The organism is Microbispora bryophytorum, from assembly GCF_043197435.1.
In the GTDB taxonomy this organism is placed as follows: Bacteria; Actinomycetota; Actinomycetes; order Streptosporangiales; family Streptosporangiaceae; genus Microbispora; species Microbispora bryophytorum.
On sequence record NZ_JBICTF010000005.1, the window covers coordinates 686,120 to 706,651 of the forward strand.

Annotated in this window: 21 protein-coding genes; 11 read left to right on the plus strand and 10 right to left on the minus strand. The window is 72.3% G+C overall.

What is annotated here, in order from left to right; genetic code table 11:
- Positions 1-176 precede the first annotated feature (176 nt).
- The gene (locus tag ACGFIB_RS20560; RefSeq protein WP_142574856.1) at positions 177-386 is read right to left on the minus strand and encodes a hypothetical protein; all 210 of its coding nucleotides are present in this window, start codon (positions 384-386) and stop codon (positions 177-179) included.
- 150 nt (positions 387-536) lie between these two features.
- Positions 537-1,256 carry a hypothetical protein gene (locus ACGFIB_RS20565; RefSeq protein ID WP_393373997.1) on the minus strand — a complete coding sequence of 240 codons (720 nt, stop codon included), beginning with the start codon at positions 1,254-1,256 and terminating at the stop codon, positions 537-539.
- A 17-nt stretch (positions 1,257-1,273) separates the two neighbouring features.
- Here ACGFIB_RS20565 and ACGFIB_RS20570 point away from each other — a divergent pair, with 17 nt between their 5' ends.
- Positions 1,274-1,489, plus strand: a complete 216-nt coding sequence (locus ACGFIB_RS20570; RefSeq protein WP_357260555.1) for a hypothetical protein — start codon at positions 1,274-1,276, stop codon at positions 1,487-1,489.
- Here the strand turns inward: ACGFIB_RS20570 and ACGFIB_RS20575 are convergent.
- The 3 genes from ACGFIB_RS20575 to ACGFIB_RS20585 all read right to left on the minus strand — a co-directional run bounded on the left by ACGFIB_RS20575 (position 1,474) and on the right by ACGFIB_RS20585 (position 3,331).
- Positions 1,474-2,220, minus strand: coding sequence for a sulfite exporter TauE/SafE family protein (locus tag ACGFIB_RS20575; protein WP_357248975.1), 747 nt, complete (start codon positions 2,218-2,220; stop codon positions 1,474-1,476). The two genes, ACGFIB_RS20570 and ACGFIB_RS20575, sit on opposite strands and share 16 nt — an antisense overlap.
- Before the next feature lie 85 nt (positions 2,221-2,305).
- A complete protein-coding gene (locus ACGFIB_RS20580) occupies positions 2,306-2,749 on the minus strand; it encodes a protein-tyrosine phosphatase family protein (protein ID WP_393374000.1) in 444 nt (147 codons plus the stop codon).
- A 48-nt stretch (positions 2,750-2,797) separates the two neighbouring features.
- Complete coding sequence (locus ACGFIB_RS20585) at positions 2,798-3,331, minus strand: GNAT family N-acetyltransferase (protein WP_393374002.1); 534 nt, start codon at positions 3,329-3,331, stop codon at positions 2,798-2,800.
- A gap of 573 nt (positions 3,332-3,904) precedes the next feature.
- Between ACGFIB_RS20585 and ACGFIB_RS20590 the strand changes: the two genes are divergently transcribed.
- On the plus strand, positions 3,905-5,494 hold the full coding sequence (locus ACGFIB_RS20590) for a flavin monoamine oxidase family protein (protein WP_357259811.1): 1,590 nt from the start codon (positions 3,905-3,907) through the stop codon (positions 5,492-5,494).
- Positions 5,495-5,644: 150 nt separating this feature from the next.
- Entirely contained in the window at positions 5,645-6,694 is a 1,050-nt protein-coding gene (locus ACGFIB_RS20595; protein ID WP_357259808.1) for a LacI family DNA-binding transcriptional regulator, read from the plus strand.
- Positions 6,695-6,717: 23 nt separating this feature from the next.
- On the opposite strand, the gene ACGFIB_RS20600 is transcribed toward ACGFIB_RS20595, so the two are convergent.
- Both ACGFIB_RS20600 and ACGFIB_RS20605 read right to left on the minus strand, forming a co-directional pair.
- Positions 6,718-8,088, minus strand: coding sequence for a GH1 family beta-glucosidase (locus ACGFIB_RS20600; protein WP_393374006.1), 1,371 nt, complete (start codon positions 8,086-8,088; stop codon positions 6,718-6,720).
- 47 nt (positions 8,089-8,135) lie between these two features.
- The gene (locus tag ACGFIB_RS20605) at positions 8,136-8,393 is read right to left on the minus strand and encodes a hypothetical protein (protein WP_393374009.1); all 258 of its coding nucleotides are present in this window, start codon (positions 8,391-8,393) and stop codon (positions 8,136-8,138) included.
- A gap of 418 nt (positions 8,394-8,811) precedes the next feature.
- On the opposite strand from ACGFIB_RS20605, the gene ACGFIB_RS20610 reads away from it, so the two are divergent.
- From ACGFIB_RS20610 to ACGFIB_RS20620, 3 genes are all read left to right on the plus strand, one after another.
- Positions 8,812-9,414 (plus strand): TetR/AcrR family transcriptional regulator, encoded by a 603-nt coding sequence (locus ACGFIB_RS20610; RefSeq protein WP_357248994.1) that lies wholly within the window; start codon positions 8,812-8,814, stop codon positions 9,412-9,414.
- A gap of 16 nt (positions 9,415-9,430) precedes the next feature.
- Positions 9,431-10,252: a class I SAM-dependent methyltransferase gene (locus ACGFIB_RS20615; RefSeq protein ID WP_357248997.1), complete on the plus strand. Its 822-nt coding sequence runs from the start codon at positions 9,431-9,433 to the stop codon at positions 10,250-10,252.
- A 90-nt stretch (positions 10,253-10,342) separates the two neighbouring features.
- Entirely contained in the window at positions 10,343-11,359 is a 1,017-nt protein-coding gene (locus ACGFIB_RS20620) for a zinc-binding dehydrogenase (RefSeq protein ID WP_393374011.1), read from the plus strand.
- Positions 11,360-11,389: 30 nt separating this feature from the next.
- Here ACGFIB_RS20620 and ACGFIB_RS20625 read toward each other — a convergent pair whose 3' ends face one another.
- Entirely contained in the window at positions 11,390-12,157 is a 768-nt protein-coding gene (locus ACGFIB_RS20625; protein ID WP_142574844.1) for a sulfite exporter TauE/SafE family protein, read from the minus strand.
- 263 nt (positions 12,158-12,420) lie between these two features.
- Here ACGFIB_RS20625 and ACGFIB_RS20630 point away from each other — a divergent pair, with 263 nt between their 5' ends.
- On the plus strand, positions 12,421-13,734 hold the full coding sequence (locus ACGFIB_RS20630; RefSeq protein ID WP_393374014.1) for an alpha-amylase family protein: 1,314 nt from the start codon (positions 12,421-12,423) through the stop codon (positions 13,732-13,734).
- A gap of 301 nt (positions 13,735-14,035) precedes the next feature.
- Positions 14,036-15,259 (plus strand): beta-ketoacyl-[acyl-carrier-protein] synthase family protein, encoded by a 1,224-nt coding sequence (locus ACGFIB_RS20635; RefSeq protein WP_142574842.1) that lies wholly within the window; start codon positions 14,036-14,038, stop codon positions 15,257-15,259.
- Positions 15,260-15,267: 8 nt separating this feature from the next.
- Here the strand turns inward: ACGFIB_RS20635 and ACGFIB_RS20640 are convergent, their stop codons facing one another.
- Positions 15,268-16,044 carry a hypothetical protein gene (locus ACGFIB_RS20640; RefSeq protein ID WP_393374017.1) on the minus strand — a complete coding sequence of 259 codons (777 nt, stop codon included), beginning with the start codon at positions 16,042-16,044 and terminating at the stop codon, positions 15,268-15,270.
- A 125-nt stretch (positions 16,045-16,169) separates the two neighbouring features.
- On the opposite strand from ACGFIB_RS20640, the gene ACGFIB_RS20645 reads away from it, so the two are divergent.
- Genes ACGFIB_RS20645 through ACGFIB_RS20655 form a run of 3 tightly spaced genes read left to right on the plus strand, consistent with a single transcriptional unit; the run spans position 16,170 to position 19,074 of the window.
- Positions 16,170-17,213, plus strand: a complete 1,044-nt coding sequence (locus ACGFIB_RS20645) for an AAA family ATPase (RefSeq protein WP_142574840.1) — start codon at positions 16,170-16,172, stop codon at positions 17,211-17,213.
- Positions 17,210-18,130 (plus strand): DUF58 domain-containing protein, encoded by a 921-nt coding sequence (locus tag ACGFIB_RS20650; protein WP_357249011.1) that lies wholly within the window; start codon positions 17,210-17,212, stop codon positions 18,128-18,130. Before ACGFIB_RS20645 ends, ACGFIB_RS20650 begins: the two co-directional genes overlap by 4 nt.
- The gene (locus ACGFIB_RS20655; RefSeq protein ID WP_357249014.1) at positions 18,127-19,074 is read left to right on the plus strand and encodes a VWA domain-containing protein; all 948 of its coding nucleotides are present in this window, start codon (positions 18,127-18,129) and stop codon (positions 19,072-19,074) included. Before ACGFIB_RS20650 ends, ACGFIB_RS20655 begins: the two co-directional genes overlap by 4 nt.
- Positions 19,075-19,079: 5 nt before the next feature.
- Here ACGFIB_RS20655 and ACGFIB_RS20660 read toward each other — a convergent pair whose 3' ends face one another.
- Positions 19,080-20,504, minus strand: coding sequence for a hypothetical protein (locus tag ACGFIB_RS20660; protein WP_393374021.1), 1,425 nt, complete (start codon positions 20,502-20,504; stop codon positions 19,080-19,082).
- Between the last annotated feature and the right edge of the window lie 28 nt (positions 20,505-20,532).

The window sequence follows — 20,532 nt, forward strand, 5'->3', positions numbered from 1 at the left end:
TCATCACCACGACAAACCAGAGACGGGCGTAAGCCGACTTTCAGAGCACAGGACACGAAAACACTCGTCGACTGGGGAGCGGCCACCGGATTCGCCCCGCGGAGCTCCGGCCTTCAGGGGAGGTGGAGCGGACTTTCCCCCCTTGGCAGGGCATGGGGGCCGCGCCCCGGCGGCGCTCAGCGCGACTCGTGCAGCCGCGCCAGGTCGCTCTCCATCTTGGCGATGAGCCGCTGGTACCCCTCCCAGCCGTACAACCGGAACAACTCGGATTTCATACGGAGCGTCTCCTCCTGCACCGCCTCTGGACCCTGGCGGCGTATGGCGTCGAGCGCGAGACGCGCTCGCCGCTCTCGGTCGGTGGTCCCGGCGAGATCCTCGCGTCTCATCTCAGGAGTAGGCATGGGGCTTTGCCCTCCGGGTCTGGACGAACGGTGTCTACACCTGACGCGCCTCGATGGCCTTAGGTTGACCGCCGCCAGAAAAACTTCACAACGAGCATGTACCGGCGGGTAGGTGTGGCCGGTCCCCCCGATGCGTCAGGGCGCCTCGCCGCCCGGGACGTCGACTGCGATCTCTCCGCCCAGCCGGCGCTCCTCACCGAGGACGAGGTTGTCGCCGCTCCAGAACCTTCCGGGGTCGTACCAGTTCGGGCGGCGACCGGCGGGCAGCAGGCCCATCGCTTCGTACGTCACCGCGACAACCTCGGCGCAATACGCCGTCTCCAGCGCGCCGTCCCGAACGCCGTCCAGCGCGCCGTCCCGAACGCCGTCCAGCGCGCCGTCCCGAACGCCGTCCTGTGTGCCGTCCCGTGCTTCGCGCCGGAGCGAGGGCAGCCGCCCGCGCAGCCAGCGCCCGGCCAGTCGGGCCGTGGACGGGAACGGCGTGCCGTCCAGCCGCGCGATCGTCCGCAGGACGGCGTCCTCCATCTCCCTGCCGGCGGACGGCTCCAACTGCCGCAGCCAGGCGCGCTGGCCGTACCTGGCCGCCCAGACGCAGACCGCGTCGCGCATGTCGTGCAACTGGACGCCGCGCTGATGCGTGCCCGACCACATGTCGGGCAGCGACCGGCCCAGTTCGGCGTGCCACATGAGCGGCGGCAGGTCCTCGATGACGACGGCCATGCCGACATGGTTCACCGGGCTGTTGGTGGTGACCTGGATGGCGCGGTCCGGCACCGTACGTCCGCGGAACACCCAGACGTCGCCAGTACGGGCTAGTTCGAGCGCTTTGTCGAGACTTATCCGCGTGTGAGGCACAGCAGTAGCCTAGGCACATGCGCTGGTGGAAGATACTCGGTCTGGCGGCCTTCGCGGGCGTGGCGGCGACCGGTGTGGTGATCGCCCGGGCCGAGCGCCGGCGGCGTGCGTACACACCCGAGGAGATCCGGGAGCGCCTGCGGATCCGGCACGCCGAGGCCGTCACCGGGGCCGTCACCGGGGCCGACACCAAAACGGAGCCATCCGGGACCGGCGATCAGCCACCGCGATAGGCGTCGACGCCGAGCTTGACCGCGACCGCGAGGCCGCACAGGGCCGCGACGAGGCGCAGCGTCTGGCCGGGCAGGCGGCGCGCGACCGCCGGGCCGATCCAGCCGCCCACCAGGAACCCCGCGGCCAGTGGGCCCACCGCCGCCCAGTCGACCGGACCGAAGACGGCGAACCCGACGGCGGCGACGGCGTTGGCGAGCGCCGAGATGACGTTCTTGACCGCGTTGACGCGCGCGGCGGGCCGGTCGAGCGCCGCCGCGAGCACGGCGAACATGATGATCCCGCCGGCGGCGCCGAAGTAGCCCGTGTAGACGGCGACGCAGAAGACCCCCAGGCGCAGCCGCAGGCCGCTTTCCCCGCCGAGGCCCACCTGGCCGGGGCGTGGCGGGCGCAGCAACAGCAGCAGCGAGGCGCCCGCGACCAGCAAGGGGGCGACCATCTCGAACATCCGCGACGGCGTGACCAGGAGCAGCCCGGCGCCGGCCGCGCCGCCCAGCGCGGCGGCGAAGCCGAGACGGCCGATGAGACGTCCCTGGTCCGCCAGTTCGGGCCGCGACCCGGCCGCCGCTCCCACGCCGGTGAACAGCAGCGCGACGGTGTTGGTGACGTTCGCCGCCAGCGGCGGCAGGCCGAGGGCCAGCAGCGCGGGGTACGACACGATCGAGGCCAGGCTCACAACCGTGCTGACCACCCCGGCGACCAGGCCGATCCCGGCCAGTCCCAGCACGTCCACAAGCACAAGGGCACCCAACCACACGGGTTCCGGACGGCCGTGCCCGGCCTCCTTCCCCGGCGCCCGGCTTCCCCCGGCCGGTAGATCAGGACGCGGGAAAGCGCAGCACCCAGCGACGCTGCCAGGGCGTCTCCACGGCCCGCGGATGATATTCGGCGCGGGTCCAGGCGACGGCGCGGTCGGCGGGCAGGCCCGACAGGACGGCCAGGCACGCGATCACGGTGCCGGTGCGCCCGACTCCCCCGCCGCAGGCGACCTCGACCCGGCGGCCCGCACGCGCGTGCGCGTACAGCGCCCGGATGCGGCCGATCGCGTGCTCCTCGTCGCGGGGCAGGAGGAAGTCGGGCCACTCGATCCACTCGTGCGGCCAGGTGAGGCCGTGGTCGTGCTTGTGCCTGAGCCGCCGGCCGCCCAGGTAGAGGCCGTGGTCGGGCAGGACGCCCGGCGGCGTGGGACGTCTCAGGCCGCGGCCCCGCACCGGGGTGCCGTCGGGAAGCCGGATGGCACCAGGAAGATCATCGATGGCCATGCCTCATCCTGCCTCCTGGAGTGCCGCCCGGGCAGCCGCTTTTCCGACTCACCCGGACGCGAGGTCGAACTCGTCCCGCAGGATGGAGAACAGGAGCTGGTCGTGCCAGCGCCCGCCTCGCCACTGTGCACGCCGGACCACGCCTTCGAGCTGGAACCCGATCTTCTCCAGGCACCGTGTCTCGGCAATGTTCTCCGGGTCGGTGGTCGCCTGGACGCGTTCCACCCGCGTGTGCGTGAACAGGTAACGGACGAGTTCCCGCTGGGCCCGGGTCCCGATTCCCCTGCCCCGCCAGTCCGGCAGCAGGCCGGCGGCGATCTCCCAGCACAGCGACGTGTCACGGCGGCCCCAGCGCCGCTCCAGCCACTCGACGCGCCCCGCGAGCTCGCCGTCCACGGTGACGGCGAGCATGTTGTCGGCTCCGGCCAGGAGCCCGCGGGTGCGCAGCACCTCCCGCAGCGCGATGGTCGGGGTGAATCCGAACCACTGATGCGGAGTCGCGCCGCTCTCACTCTGGAAGGCCGAGTCGAAGGCGTCCAGGTCGGCTTCGGTGACGGGTCGAAGTGCCAGGTGATCGGGCATTCCTGTCGCTCTTCCTCACGGTCGTCGGTCCGCTCCGGGCGGTGGGCGCAGTAGCCGATCATCGCATCCCGATCCGTCCGTTCGCCCGGCTGGGAGCCTGTCCACTGTGGGACCGGGGTGTGGTGCTGGTCCAGCTCGCGGTGGCGATCGTGCTCGCGGCCGGAGCATGCGGCAGGCAGAGTTGCCGCCGATCCGGCTACACGACCTGCGCCACGGCGCGGCAAGTGCGGCGCGGGCCTGGTATGCGCGCAGGTGCGGCACCCCCGTCGGCGCAGGCATTCGGCTTGCTCGCGTCCAGTACCCGGCGTAGGTGACGGCGTAGCTAAGGACCTCAAGGTTGGGCGGATCGTCCCAGGAATCCGATACCGATGTCCGCTGGTTGGGGACCAGGCTGGCAACACGCGAGCGAACAACGAGCGATCCCTTCCGACGTCGACCCGGGCGGAGCCCAGGAGGCACGCCCAGAGCACCGCCGTTCCTGAAGAAATCCTGAGAAATCCTGCCGGAACGTGATCGTCGATCTACGGCAACAGATCGTGCTGACACTGGCCTCCAAAGATCATGGAGGTGGCTGTGAGCTACAGCAGGCGCGGATTCCTGACCGCGGTGGGTGCCACTGGAGGCGCTGGAGCACTCCTGGCGACGATGGGAGCGCTCGGTCTCGCGCCCACCGCGGAGGCGGCGACCGGTGCTCCATTCGTCCCCCCGCAGCCGTCCGACTTCACACTCACCGGCAGAGGCGCCAAGAAGGTTGTCGTGCTCGGCGCCGGGATCGCCGGCCTGGCCACGGCGTACGAGCTTGGCAAGGCGGGCTACGACTGCACCGTCATCGAGGCCCTCGACCGGGTCGGCGGCCGCAACTGGACGATCAGGGGCGGCGACAGGATCACCGAGATCGACGGCTCCACCCAGATCGCTCGGTTCTCCGACGGTCTCTACCTCAACGCCGGGCCGGCCCGGCTCGCCCAGTGGATGGTCACCGTCGACTACTGCCGCGAGCTCGGCGTCGATCTGGAGGTCTTCACCAACTCCAACGCCCAGGCGTACATCTTCAACGAGGCCGCCGGAATGACCGCGCCGGTCCGCTGGCGCACGGCGAAGGCCGACGTGTACGGCTACATCTCCGAGCTGCTGTCGACCGCCACCGACGCCGGCGCGCTGAACGGCAAGCTGACCGCGGACGACAAGGAGCGCCTCCTGACCTTCCTGCGCGGGTTCGGCTCGATCGGCAGCAAGGCGAGCGGTTTCGCCTACACGGGCGGCGAACGCCGGGGATACAGCACCGACCCGGGCGCGGGCGAGCAGCCGGGCACGGAACTGGGCCCAGTGCCGTCCCTGTCGGAGGTGCTCGCCAGCGGCGTCGGCCAGCGGTTCTCCTTCGAGTTCGGCTATGACCAGGCGATGCTGATGTTCCAGCCGGTCGGCGGCATGGACGCCATCCCCAAGGCGTTCGCCGAAGCCGTCGGCAAGCACAAGATCTTGCTGCGCTCGAAGGTCACGAAGATCACCGACCTGGCGGACGGGGTCGAGGTCGAATACCAGGACAGTCACGGCAAGACGCGCACGATCAAGGCCGATCTCTGCGTGGCCGCGATGCCGCCGCACATCCTGGCGAGGACGCCGCACAACCTCGGGCCCGACGTGCAGGCCGCGCTGTCCACGCCGGTCGTCACGTCATCCGGCAAGATCGGCCTGGAGTACCGCCGGCGCTGGTGGGAGACCGACGAGAACATCTACGGCGGCATCACCAACACCGACCTTGACCTGTCCGTCCTCTGGTATCCCTCCTACGGGTACGGCGGGCGGCGCGGGCTCGTCGTCGGCTACTACAACAACGGCGCCAACGCGGACGCCTACGCCGCGCTCACCCATCCGCAGAGGGAGAAGCGCGCGATCGAGCAGGGCATGAAGATCCACGGCGCGAAGTACCGCGACGAGCTGGTGAGCTCCGCCTCGGTCTCCTGGAAGCTCCAGCCGAACATCGAGGGCGCCTGGGTCAGCTGGCCGTCCCGCCTCGGCGGCTACCAACTGCTCAACAGACCGGCCGGCCACGTCCACTTCGCGGGTGACTGGCTCAGCTACATGATCGCCTGGCAGGCGGGTGCGCTGGAGTCCGCCCGCAAGACGGTCACCGACATCCATCAGCGGGTCCTGGCGAACTGACTCGGAAGGCGTCTCCGGCCGCCGGGCGGACGTCGTCACGCCCGGCGGCCGGAGACGACTCGAACCAGACGGAGTCCGGGCTGCCTGCAGCCCGCGGGCCGCCCCCGCGACGCCGGAGAGCGCTCTCCACCTCGTGCTATAAATGGCTGCATGAGCACCGACCTCCCGCATACGTCGGGGGCCCCCACGCTGGAGGACGTGGCCCGTCTGGCGGGAGTGTCCCGGGCGACCGTCTCCCGCGTGATCAACGGAATCCGCAACGTCGCGCCGGACATCCAGGAGGCGGTGCACCGCGCCATCGCGACGACCGGCTACGTGCCGAACCGGGCCGCCCGCTCGCTCGTCACCCGCCGTACGGGAGCGGTCGCGCTGGTCGTGTCGGGCGCGGGCGACGCGGAGGGCGGCGAGCCGTTCGAGTCGCGCGTCTTCGCCGACCCGTTCTTCGGCCGGGTCGCCGGCGGGGTGGTGGGCTATCTGCGACCGCGCGGCATCCACCCGGTGCTGATGCTGGCGGACTCGGCGCAGACCCGCGACGACGTGGTGTCCTTCCTCCGCCAGGGCAGCGCCGACGGCGCCCTGGTGGTCTCGACGCACGGCGAGGACCCGCTGCCGAAGCTGCTGGTGGACGCCGGGCTGCCCGCCGTGCTGTGGGCGCGGCCCGCCCGCCCGATCCCGATCAGCTACGTCGACCTCGCCCACCGGGCCGGCGCGGCGCTGGCGGCCGACCGCCTGGTGGCGCGCGGCTGCCGGCGGGTGGCCACCATCAGCGGCCCCTTCGACGTGCCCGCCGCCCAGGACCGGCTGTCGGGATTCCAGGAGGCCATGGCCGGGCACGGCCACCCGTACGTGCCGGCCGTGGAGGGCGACTTCATGCCCGCGAGCGGAGAGGCCGGCATGCACCGGCTCATCAAGGAGCACCCGGACATCGACGGCGTCTTCGTCGCCAACGACCTCATGGCGCAGGGCGCGCTGCTCGCGCTGCGCGATCTCGGGCGACGGGTGCCCGAAGACATCGCGGTGATCGGGTTCGACGACAGCGCCGCGGTCACCTGCCGCCCGCCGCTGACGACCGTGCGCCAGCCGATGGAGGACATGGCGGCCGAGATGGCCCGTCTGCTGCTCGCGCATGCCGCGGACCCGGACTTCCAGGTCACCTCGGTCATCATGCGGCCGACGCTGGTGGTCCGCGAATCGGCCTGACAGACCACCGGCGCCGTGTCTTTTCAGGCCACCCGCGGCCGCCTGCTCGCTCCGATGATCTCGGCGTAGCGCCGGCCGCTCGACTTGAGAGTCCGCGCCTGGGTCTCGTAGTCGACGTGCACCAGGCCGAACCGCTTGTCGTATCCGTAGGCCCACTCGAAGTTGTCCAGCAGCGACCAGGCGAAGTAGCCCGCCACCGGCGCGCCCTGTTCGACGGCCCGGCCGCAGGCCGCGATGTGGTCCTCCAGGTAGGCCAGACGCTCAGGGTCGTCGACGGTTCCGTCGGCGCCGACCGTGTCGGGCCAGGCGGAGCCGCTCTCGGTGACGTACAGACGGGGCGCGGCGTACTCCCGGGCCAGGCGCACCAGCAGGCGCTCAAGACCGCCCGCGTCGACCTCCCAGCCCATGGCCGTGGTGGTCGCCCCCGGCACCTCGACCTGCCGGGCGTACGGCACGGGCCCCTCGGGGTCGGCCGCCACCACCTGCCGGAAGTAGTAGTTGACGCCTAGGTAGTCGAGCGGGGCGGCGATCGTCTCCAGGTCACCCGGCCGGATCGGCAGATCGACGCCATAGACCGCGAGCATGTCCTCGGGGTAGCCGCGACCGGTGACCGGGTCGAGCCACCACCGGTTGACGTGCCCGTCGAGGCGCCGCGCGGCGGCGTGGTCCTCCTCGCTGTCGGTCGCCGGGTCGATCGGGCTGAGGTTGTTGACGATCCCGATCGACGGCGTGAGCCGCGCGGCGGCCCGGATGGCCTGCGTGCCCAGGCCGTGGGCGAGGTGGAGGTGGTAGGACGTGCGGACCGCGGCCTCCAGGTCCTTCACCCCGGGCGCCATGGAGCCCTCCAGGTGCCCGTGCCAGGAGCAGCACAGCGGCTCGTTGAGCGTCGTCCAGTCGGCGACGCGGTCGCCGAGCCGTTCGGCCACGACGGCCGCGTAGTCGGCGAAGCGCTGGGCGGTGTCGCGCTCGGGCCACCCGCCGCGGTCCTGCAGCGCCTGCGGCAGGTCCCAGTGATAGAGGGTCACGAACGGCCGGATGCCGGCGTCGAGCAGGGTGTCCACGAGGCGGTCGTAGAAGGCGAGCCCCCGGGCGTTGACCGGTCCCGTGCCGTCGGGCACCACGCGCGGCCAGGCCACCGAGAAGCGGTAGGCGTCCACACCGAGGCGTTCGAGCAGGCCGAGGTCCTCGCGCCACCGGTGGTAGTGGTCACAGGCCACCTCCCCGGTGTCGCCGCCGTCGATCGCCCCGGGCACCTCGCAGAAGGTGTCCCAGATCGAGGGCAGCCTGCCGTCCTCGAGGGTCGCGCCCTCGATCTGGTAGGCCGAGGTGGCGACGCCCCACACGAAATCGGTGAAAGCGGTTACATCGGGGGCATGGCCGCGCTGCGGCTCCATTCGCTGGTTCTCCTTGGTTCGATGGTGGTGGCGGTGACCGTGAGCGTTCACTTCCCGGCGCCCGCGGTGAGTCCTTGCACGAGGTAGCGCTGCAGCAGCAGGAACCCGGCCACCACGGGGACGCCGACGACCAGGGAGGCCGCCATGATCTGGTTCCAGTAGACGTCGTTCTCGGTGGCGTATCCCCGGAGGCCGACGGCGAGCGTGCGGCTCGACTCGTCGGTCATGACCGAGGCGAACAGCACCTCCCCCCACGCGATCATGAACGCGTAGATCGCGACGGCCATCTGACAGACGTCTGCCACGTGAGCACCGGCTCTCCTCGCCGGCGTACGGCTTGGAGAGCGCTCTCCGCAGAGAGAGTGTCGCGGAAGACGAGGCGTGTCAAGGGGAGATCCTCCTCCGCGCCCGCGCAGCCGGCCGCTCCGACTCAGCCCTGCCTCATTTACCTGCGGATTCCCGGGCGCTGAGGGCCGGTATTGAGAGGGCAGACCATCGAGGCCCCGAGCTCCAGGAAAGCGCTCTCCAAACCGCTGCCCACACCCCGCCGAAGAAAAGACGCCGTGCTCCCCACCGCATGCCGGGCACGTCCCCGGGTTCCACCGGCCGGGCTCCCACACAACCGGACGGCCTCGCGCGTCGTACGCGCCGACCAGCCACCGGAGCCCCGGCCGACTCCACCGAGGCATTTACGATACAGATCTGCACTGTATTGTAAATGCCGTGAAGGAAGCGGAACGGGAGCGGCCGCCGGGACGTCCGCGAAGCGCGGACATCGACGCGGCCATCCTCGCGGCAGCCGTGGATCTGCTGATCGAGCGCGGGATCGACGCGGTCACGATCGAGCAGGTCGCCCGCCGCGCGGGGGTGACCCGGGCGACGGTGTACCGGCGGTTCCCCGACAAGATCCGGCTGCTCGTCGCCGCGATCGGCGCGGGCCAGGACGCGTCGCCTCCGCCGCCGGAGCCGGTCGACATCGAGCAGATGCTCGCCATATGGGCCCGCCACCTGGCCCTGCCCCGGCTACGCAAGCTCACCCGCCGGCTGATGACATCGCTCCACGACTATCCCGCCCTGCGGGAGGCGTACTGGAACGCAAGCATCCGGCGGCGCGAGGAGGCGATCCGCGCCAGCCTGGAGCACGCGCGCGATCGCGGGAGGTTCCCCCCCTCCGCCGACCTCGGCGTCATCCAGACGATTCTCACCGGCGCGGTCGGCACGCACCTCACCACCCAGCCCGACACCAGCAGCGAGGACGAGATCCGCGACTTCCTGCTGGCCGTGCTCCACCAGACCGGTTACCGCAGCGGCGAGCGACCGGTGTGACCACCGGGAGGACCGAATGGGAAAGATCCCCGTCAACTTCACGGGAGTGCGCGTCACCGCGCTTCTGGAGCTCTACCTGCGCTGGCTCGACAGCCGGGACCGGCACCCGATCCTCGGCGACGAGTGGGCCCAGCAGGCGATCACCCTGCTGGACTTCGACTTCGACCAGTTCAAGCCGCTCGGCCTCGGACGCTTCGCCGTCGGGGTGCGTTCGAGGATGATGGACGACTGGGTCAGGGCGTTTCTCGGCCGGACGCCCGGCGCGGTCGTCCTCGACATCGGCTGCGGGTTCGACAGCCGTGTCCGGCGCGTCGACCCGGGAGACGGCCACCATTGGTACGACGTGGACTTCCCGGACATCGTCGAGATCGCCGGCCGGCTGTACTCCCCACGGCCCGGTCACACCGCCGTCGGCGCGTCCGTCACCGAGCCCGGCTGGCTCGATTCGATCCCCCGGGACAGGCCCGCGATCGTGGTCGCCGACGGCCTGCTGAACTTCCTCCCCGAACACGACGTACGGCGGATCCTCACCCAGATCGTCGAGCACTTTCCCAGCGGCGAGGTCTGCTTCAACATCACCTCCCCCGTGGTGCGGAAGCAGCGCGAGAAACGGCCCGTGGCGCTTTTCACGAAATTCGGGATCGCCGAACAGTGGTTTCCCGACGACCCGCGCGACGTCGAAGGATTCCATCGCCGGCTTCGTCTCGCGGAGGTCGGCAGCCCGGGTGACGCCTCCCTGCTCAGCCGCTCCCCGCTGCACTACCGGCTGCTGGTGGCCCTGATCGGCCTGGTCCCCGCGTGGAGGAACGCCGGCTGGATCCTGCGTTATCGCTTCTGACGGGCGCCGGAACCCCCGTTCGGGCGCGGGGTTACGATCAAGGTGAAGGACGGATCAAGGGGGAGCGGCGATGGCGCGAGGGACCAGACGGTGAGGGCCGCCCGGCTGCACAAGGTGGGCGACATCCGGCTGTCCGAGGAGCCTCGCCCCGTTCCCGGGCCCGGCGAGAGCCTGGTGCGCGTCACCGCGGTCGGCCTGTGCGGCTCCGACCTGCACTGGTACGCCGAAGGCGGCATCGGCGACGCGGTGCTGGACGATCCGCTCGTCGTGGGGCACGAGATCGCCGGAGTGATCGAGGGCGGCCCGCGCCACGGCACCCGGGTCGCGGTCGACCCCGCCATCCCCTGCGGCACGTGCGGGGTGTGCGCGACGGGATACGGCAACCTGTGCCCGGATGTCCGCTTCGCCGGGCACGGCAGGCTCGACGGCGGCCTGCGCGAGTGGCTCGCCTGGCCCGACGACCTGCTGCATCCGCTGCCCGACTCGCTCTCCGACGGCGACGGGGCCATGCTCGAACCGCTCGGTGTGGCGATCCACGCCGTGGACCTGGGGCATCTGGGGCTCGGGGCGCCCGTCGCCGTCGTCGGCTGCGGGCCGATCGGGCTGCTGGTGGTCCGGCTCGCCCGGCTCGCCGGCGCCTCGACGGTGGTCGCCGTCGATCCCCTGCCGCACCGTCGCGCCGCCGCCCTGCGGTACGGCGCCGACCACGCCCTGTCCCCCGAGGAGGCGGGACCCGCCGCGTGGACCGGGATCGACGGGCTCGACAGCCTCGGTGTACGGGTGGCCTTCGAGGTGGCGGGCGACGACGACGCGGTCCGCGTCGCCATGACCGCGGCCCGGCCCGGCGGCCGGGTCGTCCTGGCCGGCATCCCGGACGAGGACCGCACGTCGTTTCCCGCGTCGCTGGCCCGGCGCAAGGGCCTCACGCTCGTGTTGGTCCGGCGGATGAACCTCACCTATCCCCGGGCGATCCGCCTTGTCGAAACCGGGTCGGTGGACGTGTCGTCGCTGGTCACCGACCGCTTCCCGCTCGCGGCCACGGCGGACGCGTTCGCCACCGCCGTCTCCCGGCGCGGGCTCAAGGTCGTGGTGGAACCCCACAGCTGAGGCGCCGACCCGGCCCCGGCCGGTGCGATCTCATCGAGCGAGGAACTGGTCGTACCCGAGCTTGGCGACCAGGGCGGCCACCACGCACAGCAGGACGACGCGGACGAACCCCGCGCCCCGGTTGAGCGCCATCCGCGCGCCGATCTGCGCCCCGGCGATGTTGCAGGCGGCCATGGCCAGGCCGAGCGCCCACACCACGTGGCCCTGCGCGGCGAAGACGACGAGCGCTCCGAGGTTGGTGCCGGTGTTGACGACCTTCGCGGTGGCGGAGGCCTGGACGAAGTCCATCCCGAGGATCGAGGTGAACGCGATGAGCAGGAACGTGCCGGTGCCCGGCCCCACGATGCCGTCGTAGTAGGCGATGCCGACGCCCGCCACCGCGACCCCCGTCACCACCCGGGCAGGCGTACGCAGCTGCGGGTGGGGCAGGCGGCCGAAACCCGGCCGCAGGGTCACGAACGCCCCCACGCCCAGCAGCACGACCATCACCAGCGGCTTCAGCACGTCCGCGTCGAGCAGCGCCGCCGACGCGGCGCCGAGGCCGGCGAAGGCGACCGCCAGCGCCGCGGCCGGCACGGCCACCGCCCGGTCGAGCTTCGTCTTGCTCGCGTAGGTGATGGCGGCCGAACCCGTCCCGAAGATCGCGGCGGACTTGTTCGTCGCCAGCGCCTGGACCGGCGTGAGCCCGGCCAGGAGCAGCACCGGAAGCTGAAGCAGCCCTCCCCCGCCGACGACGGCGTCCACCCATCCGGCGGCCATGGCGGCGAGGAGCAGGAGCACCACCTGTCCGACACCCATGCGACTTCGTCCCCCTATACACCCGTTTGTCCGTGACCCGACGAGCGAGCCTAGCGGGCGCCGGGCAGCCCGGTGTTGGCCAGGCTCACCTCTGCGGGCAACGCCGTGCTCTCGGCGGCGGTCAGGCTTCGGCCGCACAGGCCGGGGAGCGCCGCGGCGGGCCGCGACGAGACACTGTGACAGGACGACGACACTGTGACCAGGACGACGACACTGTGACGGGACAGACCGACGACCAGACAGCCCGACGATGAGGAGCAGATGTGACGTCGTGGAGCGACCACGCGATCTGGTGGCATGTCTACCCGCTGGGTTTCACCGGCGCCCCGTCGACGGCGACACCCGGGGAAGCGCCGGTCCGGCACCGGCTGCCGCGTCTGGAGAGCTGGCTCGACTACGCCGTGGACCTCGGCTGTTCGGGTCTCCAGCTCGGCCCGATCTTCGCGTCCGAGACGCACGGGTACGACACGGTGGATCACTTCCGGGTCGATCCCCGGCTCGGGGACGACGACGACTTCGACCACCTGGTGGCGCAGGCGCGGCGGCGCGGGCTGCGGGTGCTGCTCGACGGGGTGTTCAACCACGTGGGCAGGGGGTTCCCGATGTTCACGCGGGCACTCGCGGAAGGGCCGGACTCCCCCGCCGCCCGCTGGTTCCGTCCCGGTGACGGCGCCGGCGGCTTCGCCGTGTTCGAGGGCCACGACCAGCTGGTCGCGCTGAACCACGCGGAGCCCGCCGTCCTCGACCACGTCGTACGGGTGATGGGCCACTGGCTCGGCCGTGGCGCGTCCGGCTGGCGGCTCGATGCGGCGTACGCGGTGCCGCGCGCGTTCTGGCGGGAGGCCGTCACCCGGGTGCGGCGGGAGCATCCGGACGCCTGGTTCGCCGGCGAGGTGATCCACGGCGACTACGCGGCGTACGTGACCGAGGGCGGGCTCGACTCGGTGACGCAGTACGAACTGTGGAAGGCCATCTGGAGCTCGCTCAACGACGGCAACTTCTTCGAACTCGCCTGGGCGCTCGACCGGCACAACGGGCTGCTGGAGGTGTTCGCGCCCATGACGTTCGTCGGCAACCACGACGTGACGCGCCTGGCCAGCAGGCTCGCCGATCCGCGGCACCTGGGGCACGCGCTGGCCGTCCTGATGACCGTGGGCGGGGTGCCGAGCCTCTACTACGGCGACGAGCAGGCCTTCCTCGGGGTCAAGGAGGAACGGGCCGGGGGCGACGACGCGATCCGGCCCGCCTTCCCCGACGGCCCTGACGACCTGGCGTCGCACGGCATGCCCGTCTACCGGCTCCACCAGCGGCTGGCCGGGCTGCGCCGCCGGCACCCCTGGCTGGTCCGGGCTCGTACGGAGGCCGAGCACGTCGCCAACAGGGCCCTCGCGCTGCGCAGCCGGGCGGGGACGGGAGAGGTCGTCACGCTCCTCAACATCGGCGACGACGCCTACCGCTTCCCCGTGGACGTCTCCCGGCTGACCGTCGCAGAAAGCTGTGCCGGGGCGGGCGGCCCGGACGAGGATCCCGCTCTCGTGCCCGCGCACGGGTGGCGGGTGCTCGTCCCCGGACCGTGACCCGACGGCACGGCAGGCACCGCGAGCAACCGTGGATGTCGGCATCAGCAAGCAGGTAGACGAGCAGATCGGAGGCCCGCCGCCTCGGCCAGGGCCGGCAGGTGGCCGGCAGGCGAACCGCGGACCGGTGACAGGCGGCGGGCTGCGCGGCACCGACAAATCTTCCGCGGCTTTTTGGTTGATCAGCACGCCTGCCTGAGATGGGGGTGCTTTGGGAGCGTGAGAATCGGAAGAATCCGGCGCGACTCGCCCACCGCCGTACAAACGGGTCGGTGCGGCCGTCACAGAAAAGGGGTCGTCGATGGGAGACGGGATCAGGGCGCGGGTGTCGGTCACCGGGCTGGGCGCGATCACACCGCTGGGCGCGGACGTGGCCACCACCTGGGCGGGCCTGCTGGAAGGACGGTCCGGCATCGGCCTGATCGAGGAGGACTGGGCCGAGGATCTGCCCGTGCGGATCGCCGGCCGGCTGCCGGTGGACCCCGCCGAGGTGCTGGGCCGGGTGACGGCGCGGCGGCTCGACCGCTGCCAGCAGGCGGCGCTGATCGCCGCGCGGGAGGCGTGGGCGGACGCGGGGGCGCCCGGCGTCGAGCCCGAGCGCCTCGCCGTGGTGATCGGCACGGGAGTCGGCGGCGTCCTGACCACGCTGACGCAGAACGAGATCCTCGAACGGTCCGGCCCGCGCAGGATCTCGCCCTACACGGTGCCCATGCTGATGCCCAACGGGCCGGCGGCGGTGGTCAGCATCGAGCTCGGCGCGCGCGCGGGCGCGCACACGCCGGTGAGCGCGTGCGCCACCGGCGCGGAGGCGATCGGGATGGGTCTGGACCTCATCCGCCTGGGCCGCGCGGACGTGGTGATCGCCGGCGGGGCGGAGGCGTGCGTCCATCCGCTGACCCTGGCCGGGTTCGCGCAGGCCAAGGCCGTCTCCACGCGCAACGACGCCCCGCAGGAGGCGTCGCGGCCGTTCGACGTGGGTCGCGACGGCTTCGTGCTGGGCGAGGGGGCCGCGCTGGTGGTGCTGGAGCGCGAGGAGTTCGCCGCCGCCCGCGGCGCACGGGTGCACGCCGCCCTCGCCGGCTCCGGGGTCACCTCCGACGCCCACCACATCACCGCCGCCGACGCGGCCGGACAGGCGCGGGCGATTCGGCTCGCCCTGGCCGACGCCGGTCTGGACGCGCTCGACGTGGGGCTCGTGAACGCCCACGCCACCTCGACCCCCACGGGCGACCTGACCGAGAACGCCTCGATCGCCGAGGCGATCGGGACGCATCCCGCGGTCACCGCGATCAAGTCGATGACCGGTCACCTGTGTGGCGCCGCCGGGTCGCTGGGCGCGATCGCCACCGTCCTCGCCCTGCGCGACGGGGTGATCCCCGCGATCCGCAACCTCGGCGAAATGGACCCGGAGGTGAAGCTCGACCTGGTGGCCGGAGCGCCGCGCAGCGGCCGCTGGAGCGCCGGGCTGGTCAACTCCTTCGGCTTCGGCGGCCACAACGCCTCGCTGGTCTTCGCCGGCGCCTGACGTGTGCGTCAGATCGGGCCGCGGCCGTCGAAGAGGTCGTCCGGCCAGGGGCTCTCGCTGCCGTCGCCGCCGCCGGACGGGCCGGGGGTGGGCTGCTGCGGCTCGGGCGAGGCGGGCTCGGGCGGCGGGGTGGGCACGAACTGCGTGTTCGGCAGCGGCCGGGGCGGCTCCGGCTCGTCCTCGCCGCGGAACAGCAGCATCCAGACGACCAGCAGCAGCGCGAGCACGAGCGTGGCCAGCAGCGTCGAGGCGAGCACGACCGAGCGACGGGTGGCCACCGGCGGCGGGGGCGGCGCGGGCGGGGCCGGCAGCGCCGGGGTGCGGTCTCCCAGCCAGTAGTGCGCGAAGTCGGGCCCGTGCCGCTGCCCGATCAGCGTGCCGGACACGGTGACCGGGTCGAGGAACCGCTCGGCCCCCGGTCCGTTCGGCAGGTACGGCACGGCCACCCAGGGCGCGGGGCCGCCCTGCATCGCCAGGACGGGAGGCGTGTCGGGAGGCACCCGGCCGCGCACCCGGTCGACCAGGGAGGCGCCCCACCCGCGTACACCCGCACGGCCCTGTGCTTGCCTGACCGCGCTGCTCTGGGCATCCCTGATCGCGGTGACGAACCGGTCCCTCGCGGCGGCGTCGAGTGCGGCGCCGCTGGACAGGACGGCCACCGACACCACCCGGCCGTCGGGCGCCTGGCCCAGGTAGACCAGCCCGGCCGGGGCCGTCTGCAGACGCGCCTGCAGCGCGAACGGCCCCACGTGGGGCGGGTCGCCGTACTGCAGGGGAGTGACCATCCCCCACATCAAAACACACCCCCTCCGGCGGAACACGCGGGCGCGTCAAGGGGTGTGGCACGCGCCGGGACGGGCAAATGGGAGAGAAATGGATTCTCCAGCCGAGTCACGATTGAATAACGAGCATGACCGTTGCCGATGAACGCAGTGACCCGGAGCCCGGCAAGGGCGTGACGGAGCAGGAGGAGAGCGAGGTCCGGCTGGACGCCCTGCGGGAGGCGCTGGCCGAGGTCCGGCGTGTGATCGTCGGACAGGAGCACATGGTCGAGCGGCTGCTCGTGGCGCTGCTCGCCCGGGGACACTGCCTGCTCGAAGGCGTCCCGGGGGTCGCGAAGACGCTGGCCGCCTCCACGCTGGCCACCGTCGTGGGCGGCACGTTCGCCCGCATCCAGTTCACCCCCGACCTGGTGCCCAGCGACATCGTCGGCACCCGGGTCTATCACCCGAGCTCGGAGCGGTTCGACGTCGAGCTCGGGCCGGTGTTCGTCAACTTCCTGCTCACCGACGAGATCAACCGCGCTCCGGCGAAGGTGCAGTCGGCCCTGCTGGAGGTGATGGCCGAGCGGCAGGTGACGCTCGCGGGGCGCACCCATCCGCTGCCCCGGCCGTTCGTCGTGCTGGCCACGCAGAACCCGATCGAGTCGGAAGGCGTCTACCCGCTGCCCGAGGTGCAGCGCGACCGGTTCCTGTTCAAGGTGCGCGTGTCCCATCCGAGCGCGCACGAGGAGCTGGAGATCCTGCAGCGGATGAGCGTGCGCCCGCCCGTGCCCAGGCCGGTGCTCGACCCGGCCACGCTGGTACGGCTGCAGGACATGGCCGAGGAGGTCTCAGTTCACCAGCTCGTGGCCGACTACGTCGTACGGCTGGTCATGGCCACCCGCACCCCGGCGGACTACGGCCTGGCCGACCTGCAGGACACGATCGAGATCGGGGTGAGCCCCCGGGCGACGCTGGGCCTGATCGCCGCCGGACGGGCCCTGGCCCTGCTGCGCGGACGCGACTACCTGCTGCCCGACGACGTCCGCGACGTGGCGGTCGACGTCATGTCGCACCGGCTGATGCTCACCTTCGACGCCCTGGCCGACGAGGTGGACCCCGACGACGTCGTACGCCGGGTCCTGCAGGCGGTGCCGCCGCCGCTCGTCGTGTGGAACCAGGGCATGCGATGAGCGGGGCCAACCCCGACCAGGCGCTGCGGCGGCTGGAGCTGACGGTGGTGCGGCGCCTGGACGGGCTGCTGCAGGGCCGCCACCAGGGGTTGATCCCCGGGCCCGGCAGCGAGCACGGCGACACCCGCGTGTACGTGCCCGGCGAGGACGACGTGCGCCGCATGGACTGGGCGGTGACGGCGCGCACGACGGTCCCGCACGTGCGCGACCTGATCGCCGACCGGGAGCTGGAGACCTGGGCGGTGGCCGACCTGTCGGCCAGCATGGAGTTCGGCACGGCCGACATGTCCAAGCGCGACCTGGCCATCAGCGCCGTTGGAGCGATCGGGATCCTGGCCGGCCGGGTGGGCGACCGGTTCGGCGCCTACATCCTGCACGGCGACGACGTGCACCGCTTTCCGGCCAAGCCCGGCCGGCCCCGGCTGTACGCTCTGCTGCACTCGCTGCTCAGCGCGCCGCCGGCGCAGGGCGCGGTGGACCTCGGGGAGGCTCTGGAGATGATGGCGACGGCGCACCGCAAACGCGGGCTGCGGGTGGTCGTCTCCGACTTCCTCGACTCGCCCGACTCCTGGGAGCCGCCGCTGCGCCGCCTGGCCGCGCGGCACCAGGTGCTCGCCGTGGAGATCATCGATCCGCGCGAGCTGGAGCTGCCCGACGTCGGGTTCGTCACCCTCTCCGACCCCGAGACCGGGCGCTCGCGCGGCGTCCACCTGTCGCACGCGCTCAGGGAGCGGTACGCCGAGGCGGCGGCCGAGCAGCGCCTGGAGACCCGGGCGGCGCTGCGCCGGGCCGGGGCGGCCCACCTGGTGCTGCGCACCGACCGCGACTGGGTGTTCGACATCGCCGAGTTCGTGCTGCGCCAGCGGCGGGCCTCCCACCTGCTGCGCCGGGCCGCGAACAGGAAGGCGGGCGCATGACCTTCCTCGCCCCCGGCTGGCTCTGGCTGTTCGTCCTCGTCACCGCGCTGATCGCGGCGTACGTCGCGGTGCAGTTCGCGCGCCGCCGCTACACCGTGCGCTTCACGAACCTCGCGCTGCTGTCGCTGGTGGCGCCCGAGCGGCCCACCTGGCGGCGGCACGTGCCGGCGGTGCTGTTCCTCGTCATGATGAGCCTGCTGGTCCTCGGCGCCGCCCGGCCCGCGGGCGAGGTGCGGGTGCCCCGCGACCGCGCCACCATCATGGTCGCCGTGGACGTGTCGCTGTCGATGGAGTCGGCCGACGTCCCGCCCACCCGGCTCGTCGCGGCCAAGCAGGCCGCCCAGCAGTTCGTGAAAGACCTGCCCGAGCGGTTCAACGTCGGAGTGGTGGCCTTCGCCAGATCGGCCTCCGTCGTGGTCTCCCCCACCACCGACCACGCCGCCGTGAACACCGCGATCTCCAGCCTCACCACCCGGCCCGGCACGGCGATCGGCGAGGCCGTGTTCAACTCGCTCGACTCGATCAGGTCGTTCGACCAGCGGGCCGTCAGCGATCCGCCCCCGTCCGCCATCGTGCTGCTGTCGGACGGCGACAACACCTCCGGGCGGTCGGTCAACGAGGCCATCGAGGCGTCGGTCGGCGCCAAGGTGCCGGTCTCCACGATCGCGTACGGCACGCCCGACGGAACGGTGACGATCGATGGCCGGGCGGTGCAGGTGCCGGTCAACAAGACCACGCTGAAGTCGCTGTCGGACGGCACCGGAGGCCGGGCGTACACCGCGGAGTCGGGCAGCGAACTGCGCGACGTGTACACGCAGATCGGCACCTCGCTCGGCTACAAGGTCGTGCACCAGGAGATCACCCAGCGGTTCCTCGTCGCGGCGATCGTCGCGGGCCTGCTGGCCGCCGCGGCGGCGATGCTGCTGGGCGCCCGCATCCCCTGACCCCGTCACCCGCCGCGTTCAGCAGACGGCGCCTCGCGGGGCGTCTCACCGGCCTTCCGCACCGCCGCGCGGCGAGGAGGCCGGGCGAAGGCCAGCCCGGCCGCCAGGCACCCCACGGGCACGACGGGAAGCACGTAGCGGTGGTCGAAGTCGAGCACGGCCACCGGCGCGACCAGCAACGTCACGGCGACCGCCCACGGCAGCGCCGCCGCCCGCCCCGGTCGCCGCAGCGCCCCTGTCAAACCCAGCAGCAGGACGGCGGCCAGCAGCGGCCCGCGCAGGTAGGCCGGGTACTGGTAGGCGATCAGCAGGTCGGCGTACGGCCGGACCGAGCGCATGCCGGTGAGATCCGGGTCGTACTCCCGCCTGACCTGGTCGGCCAGCGGCTGGCCGGCGGGCAGCGGCCATGTGCCGAGGGCGAAGCCGAACGCGGGGACGGCGCGCGCCGGGTGGGCGACGGGGGTCCAGGGGAACGCGAGCGCCGTGTCCTTCACCACCTCGCGCAGGTAGTCCAACGGCTGGGCGGCGACGGCACGCAGCGCGAAGGCACGCGCCCGGTCGTTGAGCGCGACGTGTCCGCCGGGAAGCCGGTTGAGGGAGGACTCCTTCGCCCACACGTACTCCCCCGCGGCGTCGAGGACGGTCCCGTTCGGGCACAGCGGCGCGAGGTCCTGCGGAGGCTGGATGACCGCGCAGTCCGCGAAGGTCATCGAACGGGCCCACAACGCCACCCCGTCCGAGCCGCTGATGCCGATGCGGCCGTGGACCCCGCCGTACCACGCCGCGTACGCGGCGACCGGCAGCAGCCCGGCCAGCGCGAGCACGGCCGGCCGGCGCCAGGGCACGCGGCGGACGGCGAGCACCAGCAGGACCAGCAGGATCAGCGGCAGCGCGATCGTCCGGGTGAGGGCGGCGCCCCCGAGCAGCAGGCCGGCGGTCGCGGCGGCACGCGCCGACGGCGCCGGGCGGCGGACCAGCAGGGCCGTGGCGGCGACCACCAGCAGGATGAACAGCGTGTCGGACACCACGGCGTGCTCAAGACGGAGGAACGACGCGTCGAACAGCACCGGCGCCGAGGCGGCCACGGCGGCCCAGCCGGGTAGTCCCCTGCCGCGCAGCGCCGCGTAGACGACCACACCGGTCGCGAGGCCCATCGCGTGCTGCACGGCGACGACCACCCCGACGCTGTGGAAGGGCAGCAGGGCGCGCAGCAGCAGGGGGTACCCGATCGGGTGGAACCCCTGATCCGGCTGCAGATGGACGGCGTTGTGCAGGTAGGCGAACGAGTCGTACCAGTACATCCGGGCGGGCGGATAACCGAGCATGGTGATCACCCTGAGTGCGGCCGCGGCGACGAGCGTGACCGTGAAGACCCGGTGACGCCTGATCCCCGCGAGAACCGGGAGCAGGGCACGGATGTATGCGGGCATGAAGCACCCATTCGTTGAGGGAAGATCC

Excerpts from the sequence above, each read along its gene's own strand:
- ACGFIB_RS20600 (WP_393374006.1), bottom strand. The coding sequence starts at position 8,088 with ATGGAGCCGCAGCGCGGCCATGCCCCCGATGTAACCGCTTTCACCGAT.
- ACGFIB_RS20625 (WP_142574844.1), bottom strand. The coding sequence starts at position 12,157 with ATGGGTGTCGGACAGGTGGTGCTCCTGCTCCTCGCCGCCATGGCCGCC.
- ACGFIB_RS20580 (WP_393374000.1), bottom strand. The coding sequence starts at position 2,749 with ATGGCCATCGATGATCTTCCTGGTGCCATCCGGCTTCCCGACGGCACC.
- ACGFIB_RS20585 (WP_393374002.1), bottom strand. The coding sequence starts at position 3,331 with ATGCCCGATCACCTGGCACTTCGACCCGTCACCGAAGCCGACCTGGAC.
- ACGFIB_RS20645 (WP_142574840.1), top strand. The coding sequence starts at position 16,170 with ATGACCGTTGCCGATGAACGCAGTGACCCGGAGCCCGGCAAGGGCGTG.
- ACGFIB_RS20595 (WP_357259808.1), top strand. The coding sequence starts at position 5,645 with ATGAGCACCGACCTCCCGCATACGTCGGGGGCCCCCACGCTGGAGGAC.
- ACGFIB_RS20640 (WP_393374017.1), bottom strand. The coding sequence starts at position 16,044 with ATGGTCACTCCCCTGCAGTACGGCGACCCGCCCCACGTGGGGCCGTTC.
- ACGFIB_RS20570 (WP_357260555.1), top strand. The coding sequence starts at position 1,274 with ATGCGCTGGTGGAAGATACTCGGTCTGGCGGCCTTCGCGGGCGTGGCG.
- ACGFIB_RS20655 (WP_357249014.1), top strand. The coding sequence starts at position 18,127 with ATGACCTTCCTCGCCCCCGGCTGGCTCTGGCTGTTCGTCCTCGTCACC.
- ACGFIB_RS20615 (WP_357248997.1), top strand. The coding sequence starts at position 9,431 with ATGGGAAAGATCCCCGTCAACTTCACGGGAGTGCGCGTCACCGCGCTT.
- ACGFIB_RS20560 (WP_142574856.1), bottom strand. The coding sequence starts at position 386 with ATGAGACGCGAGGATCTCGCCGGGACCACCGACCGAGAGCGGCGAGCG.
- ACGFIB_RS20635 (WP_142574842.1), top strand. The coding sequence starts at position 14,036 with ATGGGAGACGGGATCAGGGCGCGGGTGTCGGTCACCGGGCTGGGCGCG.
- ACGFIB_RS20660 (WP_393374021.1), bottom strand. The coding sequence starts at position 20,504 with ATGCCCGCATACATCCGTGCCCTGCTCCCGGTTCTCGCGGGGATCAGG.
- ACGFIB_RS20650 (WP_357249011.1), top strand. The coding sequence starts at position 17,210 with ATGAGCGGGGCCAACCCCGACCAGGCGCTGCGGCGGCTGGAGCTGACG.